Source organism: Metasolibacillus sp. FSL H7-0170, assembly GCF_038593115.1.
GTDB classification, from domain to species: domain Bacteria; phylum Bacillota; class Bacilli; order Bacillales_A; family Planococcaceae; genus Metasolibacillus; species Metasolibacillus fluoroglycofenilyticus.
In genome coordinates this window covers 272,518-288,366 of sequence record NZ_CP151964.1, presented here as the reverse complement: position 1 = coordinate 288,366, position 15,849 = coordinate 272,518, and the positions used below count along the sequence as shown (strand labels likewise).

General features: G+C 38.4%; 15 protein-coding genes. 8 read left to right on the top strand and 7 right to left on the bottom strand.

Going from position 1 to position 15,849, the window contains the following annotated elements; genetic code table 11:
• Positions 1-34: 34 nt before the first annotated feature.
• Together MHH70_RS01295 and MHH70_RS01290 are read left to right on the top strand one after the other, a co-directional pair.
• A complete protein-coding gene (locus MHH70_RS01295; RefSeq protein WP_066162687.1) occupies positions 35-823 on the top strand; it encodes an ABC transporter ATP-binding protein in 789 nt (262 codons plus the stop codon).
• Complete coding sequence (locus MHH70_RS01290; RefSeq protein WP_342472317.1) at positions 820-2,457, top strand: hypothetical protein; 1,638 nt, start codon at positions 820-822, stop codon at positions 2,455-2,457. Before MHH70_RS01295 ends, MHH70_RS01290 begins: the two co-directional genes overlap by 4 nt.
• A 114-nt stretch (positions 2,458-2,571) precedes the next feature.
• Here MHH70_RS01290 and MHH70_RS01285 read toward each other — a convergent pair whose 3' ends face one another.
• Positions 2,572-3,615 (bottom strand): acyl-CoA dehydrogenase family protein, encoded by a 1,044-nt coding sequence (locus MHH70_RS01285; RefSeq protein WP_342472316.1) that lies wholly within the window; start codon positions 3,613-3,615, stop codon positions 2,572-2,574.
• 19 nt (positions 3,616-3,634) lie between these two features.
• Positions 3,635-4,150 (bottom strand): DUF4242 domain-containing protein, encoded by a 516-nt coding sequence (locus MHH70_RS01280; protein ID WP_342472315.1) that lies wholly within the window; start codon positions 4,148-4,150, stop codon positions 3,635-3,637.
• 89 nt (positions 4,151-4,239) lie between these two features.
• On the opposite strand from MHH70_RS01280, the gene MHH70_RS01275 reads away from it, so the two are divergent.
• The gene (locus MHH70_RS01275; RefSeq protein WP_066162672.1) at positions 4,240-4,668 is read left to right on the top strand and encodes a helix-turn-helix domain-containing protein; all 429 of its coding nucleotides are present in this window, start codon (positions 4,240-4,242) and stop codon (positions 4,666-4,668) included.
• A 62-nt stretch (positions 4,669-4,730) separates the two neighbouring features.
• Here MHH70_RS01275 and MHH70_RS01270 read toward each other — a convergent pair whose 3' ends face one another.
• From MHH70_RS01270 to MHH70_RS01255, 4 genes are all read right to left on the bottom strand, one after another.
• Entirely contained in the window at positions 4,731-5,498 is a 768-nt protein-coding gene (locus tag MHH70_RS01270; RefSeq protein ID WP_342472314.1) for an ABC transporter permease, read from the bottom strand.
• 10 nt (positions 5,499-5,508) lie between these two features.
• Positions 5,509-6,453 carry an ABC transporter substrate-binding protein gene (locus tag MHH70_RS01265; protein ID WP_342472313.1) on the bottom strand — a complete coding sequence of 315 codons (945 nt, stop codon included), beginning with the start codon at positions 6,451-6,453 and terminating at the stop codon, positions 5,509-5,511.
• Positions 6,454-6,910: 457 nt separating this feature from the next.
• Positions 6,911-7,693, bottom strand: a complete 783-nt coding sequence (locus tag MHH70_RS01260) for an ABC transporter ATP-binding protein (RefSeq protein WP_342472312.1) — start codon at positions 7,691-7,693, stop codon at positions 6,911-6,913.
• A 290-nt stretch (positions 7,694-7,983) separates the two neighbouring features.
• Positions 7,984-8,562: a GNAT family protein gene (locus tag MHH70_RS01255; RefSeq protein ID WP_201261902.1), complete on the bottom strand. Its 579-nt coding sequence runs from the start codon at positions 8,560-8,562 to the stop codon at positions 7,984-7,986.
• A 107-nt stretch (positions 8,563-8,669) separates the two neighbouring features.
• Here MHH70_RS01255 and MHH70_RS01250 point away from each other — a divergent pair, with 107 nt between their 5' ends.
• The gene (locus tag MHH70_RS01250) at positions 8,670-9,701 is read left to right on the top strand and encodes an AbrB family transcriptional regulator (protein WP_342472311.1); all 1,032 of its coding nucleotides are present in this window, start codon (positions 8,670-8,672) and stop codon (positions 9,699-9,701) included.
• Here MHH70_RS01250 and MHH70_RS01245 read toward each other — a convergent pair.
• Positions 9,698-9,985 (bottom strand): DMT family transporter, encoded by a 288-nt coding sequence (locus tag MHH70_RS01245; RefSeq protein WP_342472310.1) that lies wholly within the window; start codon positions 9,983-9,985, stop codon positions 9,698-9,700. The two genes, MHH70_RS01250 and MHH70_RS01245, sit on opposite strands and share 4 nt — an antisense overlap.
• Positions 9,986-10,587: 602 nt before the next feature.
• Between MHH70_RS01245 and MHH70_RS01240 the strand changes: the two genes are divergently transcribed.
• The 4 genes from MHH70_RS01240 (at position 10,588) to MHH70_RS01225 (ending at position 15,675) form a co-directional block, all read left to right on the top strand.
• The gene (locus MHH70_RS01240) at positions 10,588-11,223 is read left to right on the top strand and encodes a TetR/AcrR family transcriptional regulator (protein ID WP_342472309.1); all 636 of its coding nucleotides are present in this window, start codon (positions 10,588-10,590) and stop codon (positions 11,221-11,223) included.
• Positions 11,224-11,321: 98 nt separating this feature from the next.
• Complete coding sequence (locus tag MHH70_RS01235; protein WP_342472308.1) at positions 11,322-12,566, top strand: MFS transporter; 1,245 nt, start codon at positions 11,322-11,324, stop codon at positions 12,564-12,566.
• Positions 12,563-14,914 (top strand): ABC transporter permease, encoded by a 2,352-nt coding sequence (locus MHH70_RS01230; protein ID WP_342472307.1) that lies wholly within the window; start codon positions 12,563-12,565, stop codon positions 14,912-14,914. Before MHH70_RS01235 ends, MHH70_RS01230 begins: the two co-directional genes overlap by 4 nt.
• The gene (locus MHH70_RS01225) at positions 14,914-15,675 is read left to right on the top strand and encodes an ABC transporter ATP-binding protein (RefSeq protein WP_066162644.1); all 762 of its coding nucleotides are present in this window, start codon (positions 14,914-14,916) and stop codon (positions 15,673-15,675) included. The genes MHH70_RS01230 and MHH70_RS01225 overlap by 1 nt, the downstream gene beginning before the upstream one ends.
• Positions 15,676-15,849: the final 174 nt, after the last annotated feature.

The following is a 15,849-nucleotide window of genomic DNA, read 5'->3' as shown; positions in this document are numbered from 1 at the left end:
TTCCGTATATAATAGTAGGAAAGGAGTGACAAAAATGGAACCGCAAGAAATTTTATCAATGACCAATTTAACGAAAGGCTATGGCAGTAAAGAAGTTTTAAAGGGGGTAGATTTATATGTCTACCAAGGAGAAATTATCGGTTATATCGGACCGAATGGTGCTGGTAAAAGCACAACAGTAAAGCTGATTTTAGGCATTGAGGAAAATTATGAAGGCGAAATTCGTTTGTTTGGTGAAAATATAAAAAATGGGGCATTGGACTACAAACGGAGAATTGGCTATGTGCCTGAAATTGCTGATGTTTATGATAATTTAACAGGCTACGAATATTTAACATTTATCGGGGAGCTTTACGGATTATCATTAGAGGAGGCTGCTCGTAAATCAGAAGCGTTAATGGAGTTATTCGGTGTTGGCGAAGCATATCATTCCCGTATTTCTTCCTATTCAAAAGGAATGCGGCAAAAGCTATTAATTATTTCAAGCGTTTTACATAATCCAGATATTTTATTTTTAGATGAACCAATTAACGGCTTAGATGCCAATAGCGTAATGATTTTTAAGGAAATTTTAACGCAATTAGCCGCTCAGGGAAAAACAATTTTTTATTCATCGCATATTATGGATGTCGTCGAAAAAATTAGTAGCCGTATTGTGTTGCTACATGATGGCAAAGTGGCTGCTGATGGCACGTTTGAAGAATTGCAAGCAACAAACACTGAAGGTACTTTAGAGCGTATTTTCAACCAATTGACAGGCTTTGACCGCCATCAAGAAATCGGTGAGCAATTCGTAGCCGTTGTTGGCGGAGGTACGCGATGACAGATTTCAAAATTCTCCGATTACTTGATAAATTGCGCTTTCTATTCAATAAAATCGGTGTTGACTATCAGATGATGCGCAAAATTTTACAAATAAAGCTGACGATGGATGAACGCAAAGTGCCAACCTTATTCAATCAATCAGCGAAGAAAAAAGAAAATACGAAAAATAGCTATCTTAAATCATTATGGATTTATACATTAATGGGGCTTATGCTCATTCCGTTTCTCGCTTTCGGTACGCAATTTTTATTTCAAATGAGCATCGCCTATTCAATGATTCTTTTCGTTATTATGACGTCGATGATTTCGGATTTTTCCTCTGTGTTGCTCGATTTGCGTGACCGCAATATTCTCGGTACGAAGCCGATTTCTGCTAGAACAATTAATGCGGCAAAAATCGTTCATATTGTCATTTATTTAAGCTATTTAACGATTGCTTTCATGGCGATTCCACTGATTGTTTCTCTATTTACACAAGGCGTGCTGTTTTTTGCCATTACAGTGGTAGAGCTAGTGTTGAGCAATATTTTAATTGTCGTTTTAACAGCGATTTTGTATATTGCAGTTTTACGATTTTTCGACGGCGAAAAGTTGAAGGATATGATTAATTATGTGCAAATTGGCTTAACACTTGCGATGATGGTCGGCTATCAATTTGTTGTGCTCTCCTTTGAATTTGCCAATTTAAAAATAGTCGTCGAACTAGATTGGTGGAGCGTTTTCCTTATTCCCATGTGGTTTGCTGCCCCATATGAATTGTTCTTAAACGGCACAATCAACTTTTTCACCGTGACAATGAGTATGCTGGCAGTCGCGATGCCACTCTTTTCTTTGTGGCTGTACATTCAATTGATTCCGGCTTTTGAGCGCAATTTACAAAAGCTTTTAGCGACAAGCAAATCGAAAAAGGTAAAAACGAGTCGTATAAAAGCTTTCTTACTCAGTCTACTTTGCCCGACAAATGAGGAAAGAGCCTTTTATCGCTTCGCTTCTTTAATGATGAAAAAGGAGCGCGACTTTAAATTGAAGGTATACCCTTCTCTCGGCTTTTCGATTGTCATCCCATTTATTTTTATTTTTAACACAATGCGCGATGAAACAATGAATTTTGCGACAAGCAATAGCTATTTAACGATTTATTTTTCCATGCTTATCATTCCAACTGCTTTACTTATGCTGCAATTTTCAAGTAACTATAAAGGCGCTTGGGTTTTCAAAGCTGTACCTATAACAAGCTTTGCTGCATATAAAAAAGGGGTGCTGAAAGCCTTTCTCGTGCAATTGTATACACCGCTTTATTTAATGATAAGCATCATTTTTTGCTTTATTTACGGCTTGCGAGTTGTGCCAGATTTACTTGTCGTGTTTGCAGTAAGCTGCCTTTATAGCGTCATTTGCTATATCGCATCAAAGCCGCCAATTCCGTTTTCAGAGCCTTCCACCCAATTGAACGAATCACAAAGCTGGAAGATGCTTGGGCTACTATTACCGTTAATTCCATTTGTCATTGTCCATTTTGCTCTTTTGAAAGCAGGCAGCCTGTGGCTATTCATTTATTTAGCGGTGTTGTGTATTAGTAATATTGCCGTTTGGAAAGTGTTTTTAGGAGAAAAGTCACAATTCGCTCATTAGACAGGTAAATTCGCACATTAACGATACGAATCCGCTCATTAAACACCTAAATTCGCTCGTAAAAGAAATGAAGCGTCCCAAATGCCAGCAACGGCACGGCATTTGGGACAGCTCTCATTGTGCTTTCATTTTTTCTAATTGTCGTACTGTCGGTGTTAAATTGGCAAAGAAATAAGCCTCGCGTAATTTGCGAGAAGGAACACTGCCTACAACATAGCCTTGTGCACCGTGATGAATCATATTTGCCTGTACCGCGCTTAATGTGTCATAAACAGTTGTTAAACGAATAGATACTATTTCCTCTAATGTTAAACAATTTTCCGACACAAGCTTTTGTAATTTGGCTGATAGTAACTCCTGCTTACTTTTCACTTGTGCTGCTTGCACCTGTAAAAATTCATTGCAGCCATTTTGTTTTGCCTTTACTTTTTCGATTCCTTCTGCGACTGCTTCCATAACACCTAGCCCTAATGCTACTTGATAAAAAATGAAGGTCGGTCGAATGAGATGACAAAAACTTCTCGCATCCTCCGAAATAACTTGTTGCTGTGGAATAAACACATTGCTAAAGCGGCAGGAATATGTTGCACTGCCATTTACACCGATAAAATGCGTTTTTGGTTGAAGCTGCAAATTTTCCTGCTTGGTTGATACAAGGAACATGATTTCATGCTCACCAACGGCGGCGATAGCGCCAAATAAATGTTTATCACCTAAATTAGAAACAGCAGGCAAAACACCGTTAACAATATAGCCGCCCTCCACTTGCTGCGCAGATAATTGAAGCTTCTCTAGGCCCGCATAATATTTCATTGGATTAGATAAGGCTGTAGCACCTAATAGCTCGCCAGCTTCTAGCTGTGGCAAAATATTTTTTTGCAAATAAATATTTTTACTATTGCGCACATAAGTTAAGGCAGCTAAATGACACCATACACAAAATGCAGTCGTCATACATACCTTTGCTGTTTCTTGCACAACCGTTAATTCATCCAATAAAATGCTTTCTAGCTTCTTGCCACTTGATTGAAAAAAGCCTTCTTTACCTAATGCCGTGAGATAATCCTCTGCATAAAAAGCTTCCTCATCAATCTTTTTTACAAGAGGCTTTAATAGCTCATCTATTATCTTTTGTAATCGTAGCGTGCTGATGACCATTTTCTCCCCTCCCCTATTGTTAATCTGCTAATTCAGTTAATGACGTAATCGGCGTAGATACAGCCTCACGTGCCCGCTTTACCGCCGCTTCATCCGGTGCATCATAGAAGCATAAGCATTTTGTCATATCCTCACATACGTAAGTACGGGAAAATTTCACATCCGGTACTTCCTCATATTTCACAGAATTTTTCTTTTTACGCTCTAAATACTGCTCCATCGTAATTTCAGCAGGAATTTCCCATTCCACTAAATAATTGACATGCTCATTATTCTTTTTTACATTTTCTAAGTCCTGACCAATTAGGCGTACTTCCTTCACTAAGACGATTTCTACTTGTTGCTTTTCCAATGTTGCCTTTGCTAATGATTCATTTGTTGTTTCGATTATGAAATACGCACGGCTATAATTTTTTGCCACTTGTACTTCAATCACCTGCACTCCTTCTGCCCCATGCACTTGCTCAACAAGCTGTGAAAATTGCTCCTTGTTTGAAATACCTTTCACATTTGCTTCTACTAAAAATAAAGTCATTTTTTATTCCTCCAATTAAGTTATTTTATATTACTAAATTTACTTTTTTAACTTTCCTGTGCTAAAATTTGTTACAAGGAGGTAGACAAATGAAAACACGCTATGACTTACCTTGTAACATCGCACAAACATTAAATATTATTGGTGATAGATGGACAATGCTCATTTTACATGAGCTATTAATAGGTGAAACGAATTTTAACGATATTAAAGCAAAGCTTCCCGGCCTATCAGCCAACCTTCTCTCAACAAGATTAAAATCACTTGAAGAAGCTGGGCTCGTAGTCGCTACATTATACTCTGCACACCCTCCGCGCTACGCCTATAGTTTGACGGATAGTGGGAAGGATTTAGAGCATATTTTTAATGCTCTTATTTTATGGGGCTCTGCGCATTTAAAGCCCTGTTATAAAGAAATTGTAGACCCTAAGACGAATTCGCCTGTAGAAATTGGTTATTTTTCAAAAGAAACAGGCCAACGTGTTGAGCATATTCGCGTTCAACCAATCCAATCATAATGAATTGGTGGCGTCCCAAAAGCAGTGCTTCGCCTGCTTTTGAGTCGTTTCGTTTCCAATTATTATTTAATTGCTATTTGCCCACCCCATATGCGTGCAACCCACCCTTCAAATAAACGAATCGCTTGGTCTAATAGCAGACCAAGAAGCCCGATAATAATAATGCTTGCCATCACAACATCAAGACTTAATGCATTTCTTGCATCGACGATTAAAAACCCTAAGCCTGACTGTGCACCAACCATTTCTCCTGCAACAAGGAAAATCCAAGCGCTCCCTAAAGCCATATGCAAGCCGTTAGCAATCATCGGAAAAGCGGCTGGAAAAATAATCTTCCACATGCGCTCGCTATGTGTCATTTCAAAATTAGCTGCCACACGTAAATACATCGCATCTACCTTTTTTACCGCAGACACTGTTGACAGTAAAACAGGGAAAAAAGCGGCGATAAAAATGATGATAATCGCAGGCATATTGCCGATACCAAACCATAGTACAATGAACGGCGACCAAGCAATTGGCGATACAGGTCGTAATACTTGCACAACCGGGTCAAGCACCCGCCATACTGCTGGCAATTGCCCGACAAGTAAACCAAGTAGAATGGCAATTGTCACCGCTAAAAAATAACCGCTAAAAAATCGAAAGAAGCTAATTTCTATATGCGTTATAATCGAGCCGTTTCGAATCATTTCAAAGAGTGCCTCTACTACTAAAAGCGGTGGCGGGAACAATGCCTGATTATATCCACCAAATGTGCTCACTAACTGCCAAATAAGCAAGAGCAAACCGAAGCCAACTAGCATTGCCTTTATATTTTTTAAAATCATTTCACCCCTCCTACTGCCATAATGATGTATCAACGAAATCCTCATATGCTGGTGGATTTTCTGATAGCTTCATTTCAATCAATGCGTCTCGTAAAATAGCATAAGCTTCTTCTTCAATTGCTAGGTTGTCATAGGAAATCCATTGCAAGGATAAGTCCAATACATTTTGCTCCACACTCATAAATTGTCCGACAACTTCCTGCATATGTGTGTCTTTATGCTGTGCTTGCTCACCTGCCGCTACATAATCTTGAACGAAGCTTTTTGCTGTTTGCTGCTGTGATTGAATGAACTCATTGCGCAACACTAAACCACAATCGATTGAATTTGGCCAAATGTCCTCAGATTGGTAAAGCACCTTTCCTTTTTCAAGAGCTACTGATATAGCACCGAATGGCTCTGCTACAACATAGCCAGCAATTTGACCTTGCGCGAGCGCCGCTGGCATTTCTGCGGGTGGCAGCTCTACTACATTTATATCCTCGTAGGATAATCCTTCTTTTTTCAACATTTCATAAAGCAAAATATTATGCGTTGAAAAACGGTTTGGGATGGCAAAAGATTGCCCTTTTAAATCTTTAGCACTCGCAATGTTTGGAGCTACAACAAGCACATTACCATCACGATGCCCCAAGGCAACTGCCTTTAAATCAATGCCCTTTTCCTTCGCGTTCATCGCAAGCTGAATGAGTACAGAAGCCCCATCAATTTTCCCCGTATTTAAGGCATCCATTAACTCAGGCCATGACCCGAACTTCACAAGCTCTAGCCTGTAATTTGTCTGCTCTGCATCCTGCTGCATATATAACGGTACAGCATGAGTAATCGGTAAATAGCCTATTTTAACTGTTGGCTTTCCCTCGCTTTCTTTAGCTGAAGATTGCTCATTGCTGCCACATGCACTTAGAAGAAGCAAAACAATAGCCCCTACTAAAATATAAATCCCCTTTTTCAAGTAGCTCTCCTCCTATCAATTACGCCTCGGTTAACCCTCGTCCAGATTTTTCAAGCTAATTGGCGGAGGTTAACCTAAAACCGTCACGTCCTATGACAGCGATTAACTGACCTGTATCACGCAAGCCCCTCTTCAAAATCTGTGACATTCGCCGGAGGCTTTCGGCCAACACGATGTTGGTAGTTCACTCAATCATTATCGCAAGTTGCGATGTTTTTTAGACTGAATTCCTCTTAGTCAACGAGTGTTTGAACACCCGCTGACATTGGTCTAATACTTGCATTCATTTCGCACCTATACAGGTGGGACACTTCTGTAACTCCTGCCTCGCTATTGGTACAAAAAAATTTAGTCCGTGCGATTACTCGTCGCAAAAAATATGTGCTCCTGCGGTTACTCGTCGCAAAAAACATGTGCTCCTGCGATTACTCGTCGCAAAAAACATTGCTGAAAGAAGTTAAATATTGTATTCGATTTGCTGTTTATTGCTCGTAAATTGAAATTCGTTAAAAATCAGCTCACGATAATGCTGAAAATCTGCATCTGCACGATTTCTAGGCTTAGCACCTTTAATCGATATTTCTTTATAAATCCGACCAGGATTTGCACCCATAATGAATATGCGGTCCGCTAAGTAAATTGCCTCATCAATATCATGTGTGACAAGCATAATTGTCATTTGCTCTCGCTGCTGAATTGAAATCAATTCATCCTGTAAATAATAGCGGGTAAATGTATCGAGTGCTGCAAACGGCTCATCCATTAAAATCACCTCTGGCTGAATGGCTAACGCGCGTGCAATCGCAACTCGCTGCTGCATCCCTCCAGATAGCTCATGTGGTAATGCTTTACGCTTATCAAGCAGACCTACCATACCTAAATAGTGCACTACCCTTTCAGTCATTTCGTCTTTCGTTAATTTTTCTCCTTCGAGTGCTAATGCTACGTTTTTTTCAACAGAGCGCCACGGTAATAGAGCATAGTTTTGCATTAGCATTATACAGCGCTTACTTGGCTTTTTAATTTCTTCCCCGTCTAATAGAATGGAGCCACTAGACGCTTGCTCAAAACCCCCCACTAAGTTAAGCAATGTACTTTTCCCACATCCACTTTTCCCTAAAATCACGATGATTTCACCTTTATGGACATCAAAGGATATTTGCTCTAAAACCGTTTCTTGTTTTTTCTGGGAAGAAAATCGTTTGGAAACTTGCTGTATTGATACAATCGGTGCTAGCATATGTATTTCACCACCTCTTAATCTTATAATATTACTAGGTTTAATATGTTTTAAGTTATTTTATTATACTCACTTCAAAAAAACAACTCATTTTTCAAAAAAATTTTTATTTACTGCTTAAAAGCGATTTTGGATACGAAAGCAAAGTTCTCCTCGTTTATAAAATGACCTATTTTTTGGATATATTTGTATTCCTTAAAAAAGCGTAGCCTGTGGGGCTACGCTGTATTTTCGCATGAATGTTTACTACTAGATAGCAAGTATGAGCACTGTGTTCAAAGCTGTTTGATTTATTTCAATAAAGTTTGTTCAAAATACTGCTTTACTTGTGGCCATTCTTCCTTCGTAATACTGTATAAATGTGTATCGCGCAGCGTTCCATTTTTACGCACCATATGATTGCGTAAAATCCCCTCTTTTTTAGCACCGATACGTTCGATTGCTTGCTGAGAGCGTTTATTCTCATTATCTGTTTTAAGCTGTACACGGTTCATTGCAAGCCGCTCAAAGCAATATGCTAGTAAAATATATTTACAATTCGTATTAATCGCCGTTCCCCAGCATGCAGGCGTTAGCCATGTATAGCCAATTTCTAATCGCTTATGTGCATTATCAAAATCAAATAACGATGTAGCACCGACAATTTTTTCTGTTGCTTGATTAATAATAACAAAGGTAATTACCGTACTCGCCTCACGTTGCTTTATTGCTGTTTCAACGTAATTTTCCACAGCTGTCTTTGTCATAAGATGTAACGATGTATGCGCCCATATTCGCTCATCATGGGCTGCCTCATATATCCCATCAATATGTGCACGCTCAATATGCACTAAACGCACAATTTCATTTTGCAAAGTTTCCATTTTCATCCCTCCGTTTTCTTTATTATACAGAAGTGAAAACGGAATATTAGTAAACAAATCCAATTTTTTTTGCTACGATAGACATAGTGGAAAGATAGAAAGAAGGTTTTTTTATGAGGGAGCATGCACTACCAATACTATATGTAGCCATTATTGCATGCATTGGAGGATGGCTATTCTCACTTTTATCATTGCCAATTCCATGGATGATTGGACCGCTATTTACTGTACTTCTTGCACAGTTTTTCATTCGCAGACCACTTAAATGGCCTGCATTTTTTCGCAACATCGGGCTTGTTATTATTGGCATTACGATTGGTGAAAATTTTTCTTTAACTATTTTACAAACAATGGGAACAATGTTTTGGTATATGTTAGCAATTAATATTATTTTTATTTTACTATGCTTGCTGCTCGCATTTATCACAGCTAAATATACAAATATGTCACTACATACCGCAATTTTAGCAAGCGTCCCCGGTGCACTTGGACAAATTATCGTTTTTTCATCTGAACAAAAGGATGTTGACCTTGCTGCTGTGACTTATTTTCATTTAATTCGTGTACTAGCTGTTGTTAGCGTTATACCATTTTTAGTTTCTGGGCATATTGTGCAACAAAATGTTGCTAGCATCACCTCGCCACTATGGGCTGGAATTATTTTAATTGCAGCAAGCTTTGCTTTCGCGCTCATCGCGAGTAAACTTCATATGCCAACACCTTTCTTTTTAGGCCCTGTCCTTTTTGGTATATTGCTTAATGTTGTGCAAATTGATATCCCAACTATTTCAGCGAACGTTTTGCATCTTGCACAAATTGCAGTTGGTGCACATATTGGTTTACTGTTAACACCTGGTGCACTACGCCTTCCAAAACGTACACTATTATTCGGCTTAATGAATGTTGTTTTACTTATGTTTGTTAGTTTTTTATGCGCAAGACTTGTGATGACCATGCTTAATTATACATTTGCGACAAGTTTTTTAAGCACTGCACCTGGTGGCATGGACCAAATGGCATTAATTGCTACCTCTATCTATGCAGAGGCAGACATTGTCACCGTTTTTCAGCTCGCACGCATGCTATTTTTATCCTTTGTTATTATTCCATTATTGAAGAAATATAGTGTCCGGCTTAAGCATTAATGCTTAAGCCCCCTTGGTCGAAATAACTCTGCATATGCCGCCCCACCTAAAATGAATATAGCACCAACCATTTGTATGATGCTTAATCGTTCCGCTAAAATAATGACCGAAAAAATTAAAGCTGAAAGAGGCTCTAAATAACCGAGTATGGAAACGGATTGAACAGGTAAACGGTCGATGGAAGAAAAATAAAAATAACAGCCGACACCTGTGTTTACAAGACCAAGTATCAATATAGGCAGCAAATCTCCAGCCGCTATTTGAACGATAAATCCTTGCTTCACAACAACAAATTATATCTATGGTGAAAACGGTCTAGGCATTAGCATATTACCAGAGCTAATTTTACAGCGAATTCCTTATAATATTATTGCGAAAGAGCTTGAAATTCCTGCCTTTCGTCATATTGGAATTGCTATGAGAAATCAGCAATTCTTATCGCTTGCAACGCAATGTTTTTTTACAGTACTTACCCTTTAGAAACGAAAAGTGTTAAGTTTATAGCAAATATTCACTAAAAAGACTTTCTCCTTCCGTAGTCACAATAAATTGTCACTATCTCCGTCGTAAACGAAGGAGTTTTCCGAAAAGTCCATTTTGTTTTGACACCGCATTGAAATCAATGTTTTCATCGCTTCCCTTTTACTGAAGGATAACACTGTTAAAGCCAATGTTCATCCCATTTTTAAAAGAGGCGTTCTCTGTTTATATGAATCAACATTTTGCGAAACATCATCGCGACTGTCCAAAATGCCAGCTATGCACGGCTTTTTGGACAGCCCCCCTATTTTTTTAGTAACTATGACGAATATTCTCTTGCATTTTTAAAAAAGTTGTGCATATAATAAATTAGACCGGTGGTCGGTCGTATCAGGAGGCATCTATAATGAGAATTGTTAAAGAGCACGAAGAACGTCGCAATGAAATATTAAATATAGCACAGGCTCTTTTTGTTACAAAGGGCTTTACGAAAACAACAATCAACGATATTTTACAGGCAATTGGCATTGCGAAAGGCACTTTTTATCATTATTTTAAATCCAAAGAAGAGGTGCTGGATGCTATTATCGAGCGCATTATACAGGCAGATGTCGTGAAGGCACAGCATATTGCCGCAAACCCAGCACTATCAGCAGTCGATAAATTATTCGCTATTTTACTAGCACAAGCACCACAGCAAGGCGACGAAAAAGAGCAACTTATTGAACATTTTCATCAGCCTGATAATGCAGAAATGCATCAAAAGAGCTTAGTGCAAGCAGTAATTCATTTGTCACCTGTTTTAACAGAGGTTATTCAGCAAGGGATTAAAGAAAAGATTTTCAATACAGATTATCCGCAGGAAACTGTAGAGTTTTTACTCGTTTCTGCGCAGGTTATGTTTGATGATGGCTTTTTTCAATGGCAACCTGAAGAAATGCAACAAAGAGCAGTTGCCTTTGTTCAGTTAATGGAGCGAGCATTAGGTGCGAAGAATGGTAGCTTTAAAAAAATGCTAACCATCTTATTAAAGCAATCATAACTGTAGTAAATTTTAGACGTAAAGCGATTCCTATTATGATTCGCTTTCTATTTTTCAAATATATAGACCGACAGTCGGTCTAAAACAGGGGGACAATAATGGTTTCTATCCAACAACCTGCTTTTTCAAAGGATTTTTTATTCGCTGTTCTAGGTCAAATTATTTCCATTTTAGGAGCAGCTCTATTGCGTTTTGCTTTATCACTGTATGTATTAGATTTAACTGGCAGAGCGGATTTATTCGCAGGGCTGCTCGCTATATCTAGCATTCCTCTTCTGTTCTCCCCTATAGGAGGAGCACTTGCAGACCGCTTTAACAAGCGCAATTTGATGGTGCTATTTGATATGATTAGCGGCGTAATTATTTGCTGTTTATTTTTATCCTTATCAGTGAAGGAGCCTTCTATTATTGTGATTGGCACTGTAATGACTTTATTAACATTCATTAGTGCTATGTACACACCGGCGGTACTCGCCAGTATTCCACTGCTTGTAACAAATAATAAGCTAGAGCAAGCAAATGGGATTGTGCAAGGCATTCAAGCATTATCGCAAATAGCAGCTCCTGTTTTAGGGGGGCTACTGTATAGTATGCTTCCTTTAAAAATACTCGTTATTGTCAGTGCTATTTTCTTTTTCTGTTCAAGTATATTGGAAATGTTTATAACAATTCCTTTTACGAAGCATACACAGCAGTCTATTTTAAAAGATTTGCAAGTAGGCTTTCGGTATGTTGGAAAGCATACTTTTATTTTAAAATGTATTGTTCTCGCAGCAAGTTTAAATTTTATATTAACGCCATTCTTTATTATCGGTGTACCAATTATTTTACGAATAGCAATGCAAACAAGTGATATTCTTTATGGAATTACAATGGGGACCATTGATTTCGCGACAATTATTGGTGCATTGTCTATCGGCTTATTTGCGAAGCATTTGCGGATGAATCGTCTGTATAAATGGTTACTTCTTATTGCCCTATGTGCTATACCAATTGCCTTTACCGTGACACCTTTTGCACTACAGCAAAGTTTTGCCTTGTCATTTCTCGTTTTTACAGGCTGTAGTATTGCGATTGCTATGCTTATTACTGTTCTCTCTATCTTTGTCATTACCGCTGTTCAAAAGCAAACACCGAATGAGCATCTTGGCAAAGTAATGGCCATTATTACAGCAAGTGCCCAATGTACTGCTCCTTTTGGTCAAATTTTATATGGTATTGTCTTTGAAGCAACACAGCATGCGATGTATTGGTCTGTGCTGTTAATGAGTATATCTGTATTGCTATTAGCCTTTATAGCGAAAAAAATGTGGCAACAAACAGGAAGTGAGGAAGCACTATGAATTTTCGGATGATACAACGAGATATTGCACGCAATCCTATGATGACACTGACTTTAGCAGTTTTTATTTTATTTTCATCTGTCTTAATGGCAAATGCTTCAACAATGATTGTTCACTTATTTATATCTGTAGAGCAGTTTTTTCAGCAAGCAAAGGCGCCTCATTTTGTTCAAATGCATGCTGGACCAATCAATCAGCAGCAAATCGAGGCATTTGTCATGCAGCACCCATTTATCGAAGCGCAACAAACGGTCGATATGCTAACAATCGACCAAACACAGCTTTTCATTGAAAATCGCAAAGTAAGCGAGGCAAGCAATGGTAGCGTGATGGATATGAGCTTTGTCACACAAAATCCGTTATTTGACTTTTTATTAGACGAAACAAATCGCCCATTGCAAGTTGCGGAAGGTGAAATTGCTATACCAATGTATTATATGGAGAAATATCAGTTACAGCTTGGAGATCGGATTTGGTTTGCTAATGGACAAATCGAGATGGAATTTACCATTTCAAACTTTATACGTGATGTGCAAATGAATCCAACAATTGTTAGCTCCAAGCGTTTTGTTGTCCATCAGAAAGATTGGGATACTCTAGCACAGTCGATAGTTCAGCATGAATATTTAATCGAATTTTTAGTGAAGGAGCAAAAACAAACACAGCAGTTGGAGCAATTATATGAAGCATCTCATTTACCGCAGCAAGGTCCTACAATTACGTATCCACTATTTAAAATGTTGAATATGCTAACAGATGGACTAAATATACTTATATTGCTCTTTATTAGCGTTTTATTAATGGGCATTGCTTTACTCTGTATTCGTTTAACAGTTTTGACAACATTAGAGGAAGACATACGCGAAATTGCTGTTATGAAAGGGATAGGTATTGCTCACAGGCAAATCCGTCAACTTTACGTGATGAAATATATCGCGCTTGCTATGTTAGCAGCTCTTTGCGGCTATTTGCTATCATTGTCTATTACACGGCACTTCACAGCTAATATGGCACACTATATGGGAAAAGTTCAACTGACATTAGCTCATTATGTAGTATCTCTTGCTAGTGTCGGAGTAGTTTGTTTAACAATTATTTTATATTGTTATTTTACTTTAAAAAGATGTGAGCGCATTTCTGTTGTAGAGGCTTTACGACAAGGGGCTATCCCGGAGAGACGAAACAAAGGGCAAATGACGATTGCTAGCAGTAAATGGCCCTCAATTAATCTGCTACTAGCTATAAAGGATATTGGCGCTCGCTCTTCTATGTACCGACTTATTGGCGCCGTTTTCATCATTGCCTGCTTTATGATGCTCGTCCCATTAAATTTATTGCAAACGATAAAATCCCCCGACTTTATTACGTATATGGGGGCTGGTAAAAGTGATATACGCATCGACCTTCCATATAACGTTAATGCCAACGAGCATTTTCAAAACATTCAATCTACCCTTTCTCAGGATAGAGAAGTGGAAAAATATGCGCTATTGACGACGGCAAAATTTATGGTAGAAACAGGTGAGAAACAGTTTGATAGCTTACAGGTTGAAATGGGTGATTTCACAATCTTTCCCGTACGTTATGTTGCTGGTACAGCACCTATACAAAACAATACAATTGCCCTTTCCATTTTACAGGCACGTGAACTCGCTGTAGAGGTAGGTGATTCACTAAAGATTATTGTTGATCATCAACCAAAGCAACTAATAATCACAGGTATTTATCAAGATATTACAAATGGTGGTAAGACGGCAAAAGCACAGCTTACACCCGGCTCGACAACGCCTATTCTTTGGCATGTAATCAATGTAGATGTTATAGATAATATCGATATTCAGCAAAAAATCGACGCTTATCGGGAAATTTTTGCAACAGCTAAAATTACAAATATGGCCCATTATATTACTCAAACACTAGGCTCAAATATTGTACAACTTAAGCAAGTAACATTGCTTGCCCTTCTGCTATCACTATCTATCGCAATCTGTATTGCTGGAATGTTTATGCAAATGCTACTTGCAAAGGATGCAAGGCAAATTGCTATTTTACAAAGCTTGGGTTTTTCCAAAAAGGCAATCCGTAGACAATATATTTCACGCGTATTAACAGTTTTATTTATCTCCGTCATTATCGGGACTATTTTAGCGAATACACTCGGTGAATATTTTATCAATCAGCTTGCAACATTTATCGGCGCATCCCATATTACCTTTACTAGCCATCCATTGCAGGCATATTTCTTCTATCCATTATTACTGGTTTGTGCAGTTACATGGACTGTTTTACTAACGACGACAAAACTTCGTGAACAGTCCCCTATCTCAAAATTAGGAGGAAACAGCTAATGACAATTTTAGAAGTAAGGCATTTACACAAAACATACGTAACTGGCAATACAGAGCAGCATGTTTTGAAAGATATTCAACTTACAATTAAAGATGGGGAATTTGTCTCTATCATGGGACCATCAGGCTGTGGTAAATCAACTTTACTTTATACAGTGAGCGGCATGGATAAAGCTTCGTCAGGTCATGTCACCTTTTTACAGCAAAATATAGCCACACTGACGGAGCCACAATTAGCAAAATTAAGACTCGAAACAATGGGCTTTATTTTTCAACAACATCATCTATTAAAAAACTTAAACTTATTTGATAATATCATCCTGTCTGCTTACTTAGCTAAAAAAGAAAGCCGTCAAAAAATCAATACGCGTGCTACACAATTAATGATGAAAATGGGGATTTCTGAATTAGCAAAGCATGACATAACACAAGCCTCTGGCGGGCAATTGCAAAGAATCGCCATTTGCCGCGCACTAATTAATAAGCCAACCATCTTATTTGGCGATGAACCAACAGGGGCATTAAATACAACTGCAACCGCAGAAGTAATGGATGTATTAACATCAATTAATATGCAAGGCACAACTATTTTGCTCGCTACCCATGATGCCAAAGTCGCTGCCAAAACCGAGCGTATACTATTTATGCTCGATGGGGAAATCATCGCAAACACAACTTTAGGGAAATATAACCCTGCAAGCAATGATTTAGCAGAGCGAGAGCAGCGGCTTCATCATTGGCTGACACAGCTAGGCTTTTAATCTAAATACGCAAAAAAATGGGACTGTCCAAAAAGCCGTACATAGCCGGCATTTTGGACAGTCGCGATGATGTTTCACAAAATATTGATTCCTATAAACAGCAAACGCCTCTTTTAAAAATGGGATGAACATTGGCTTTAGCAGTGTTATCCTTCAATAAAAGGGAAGCGATGA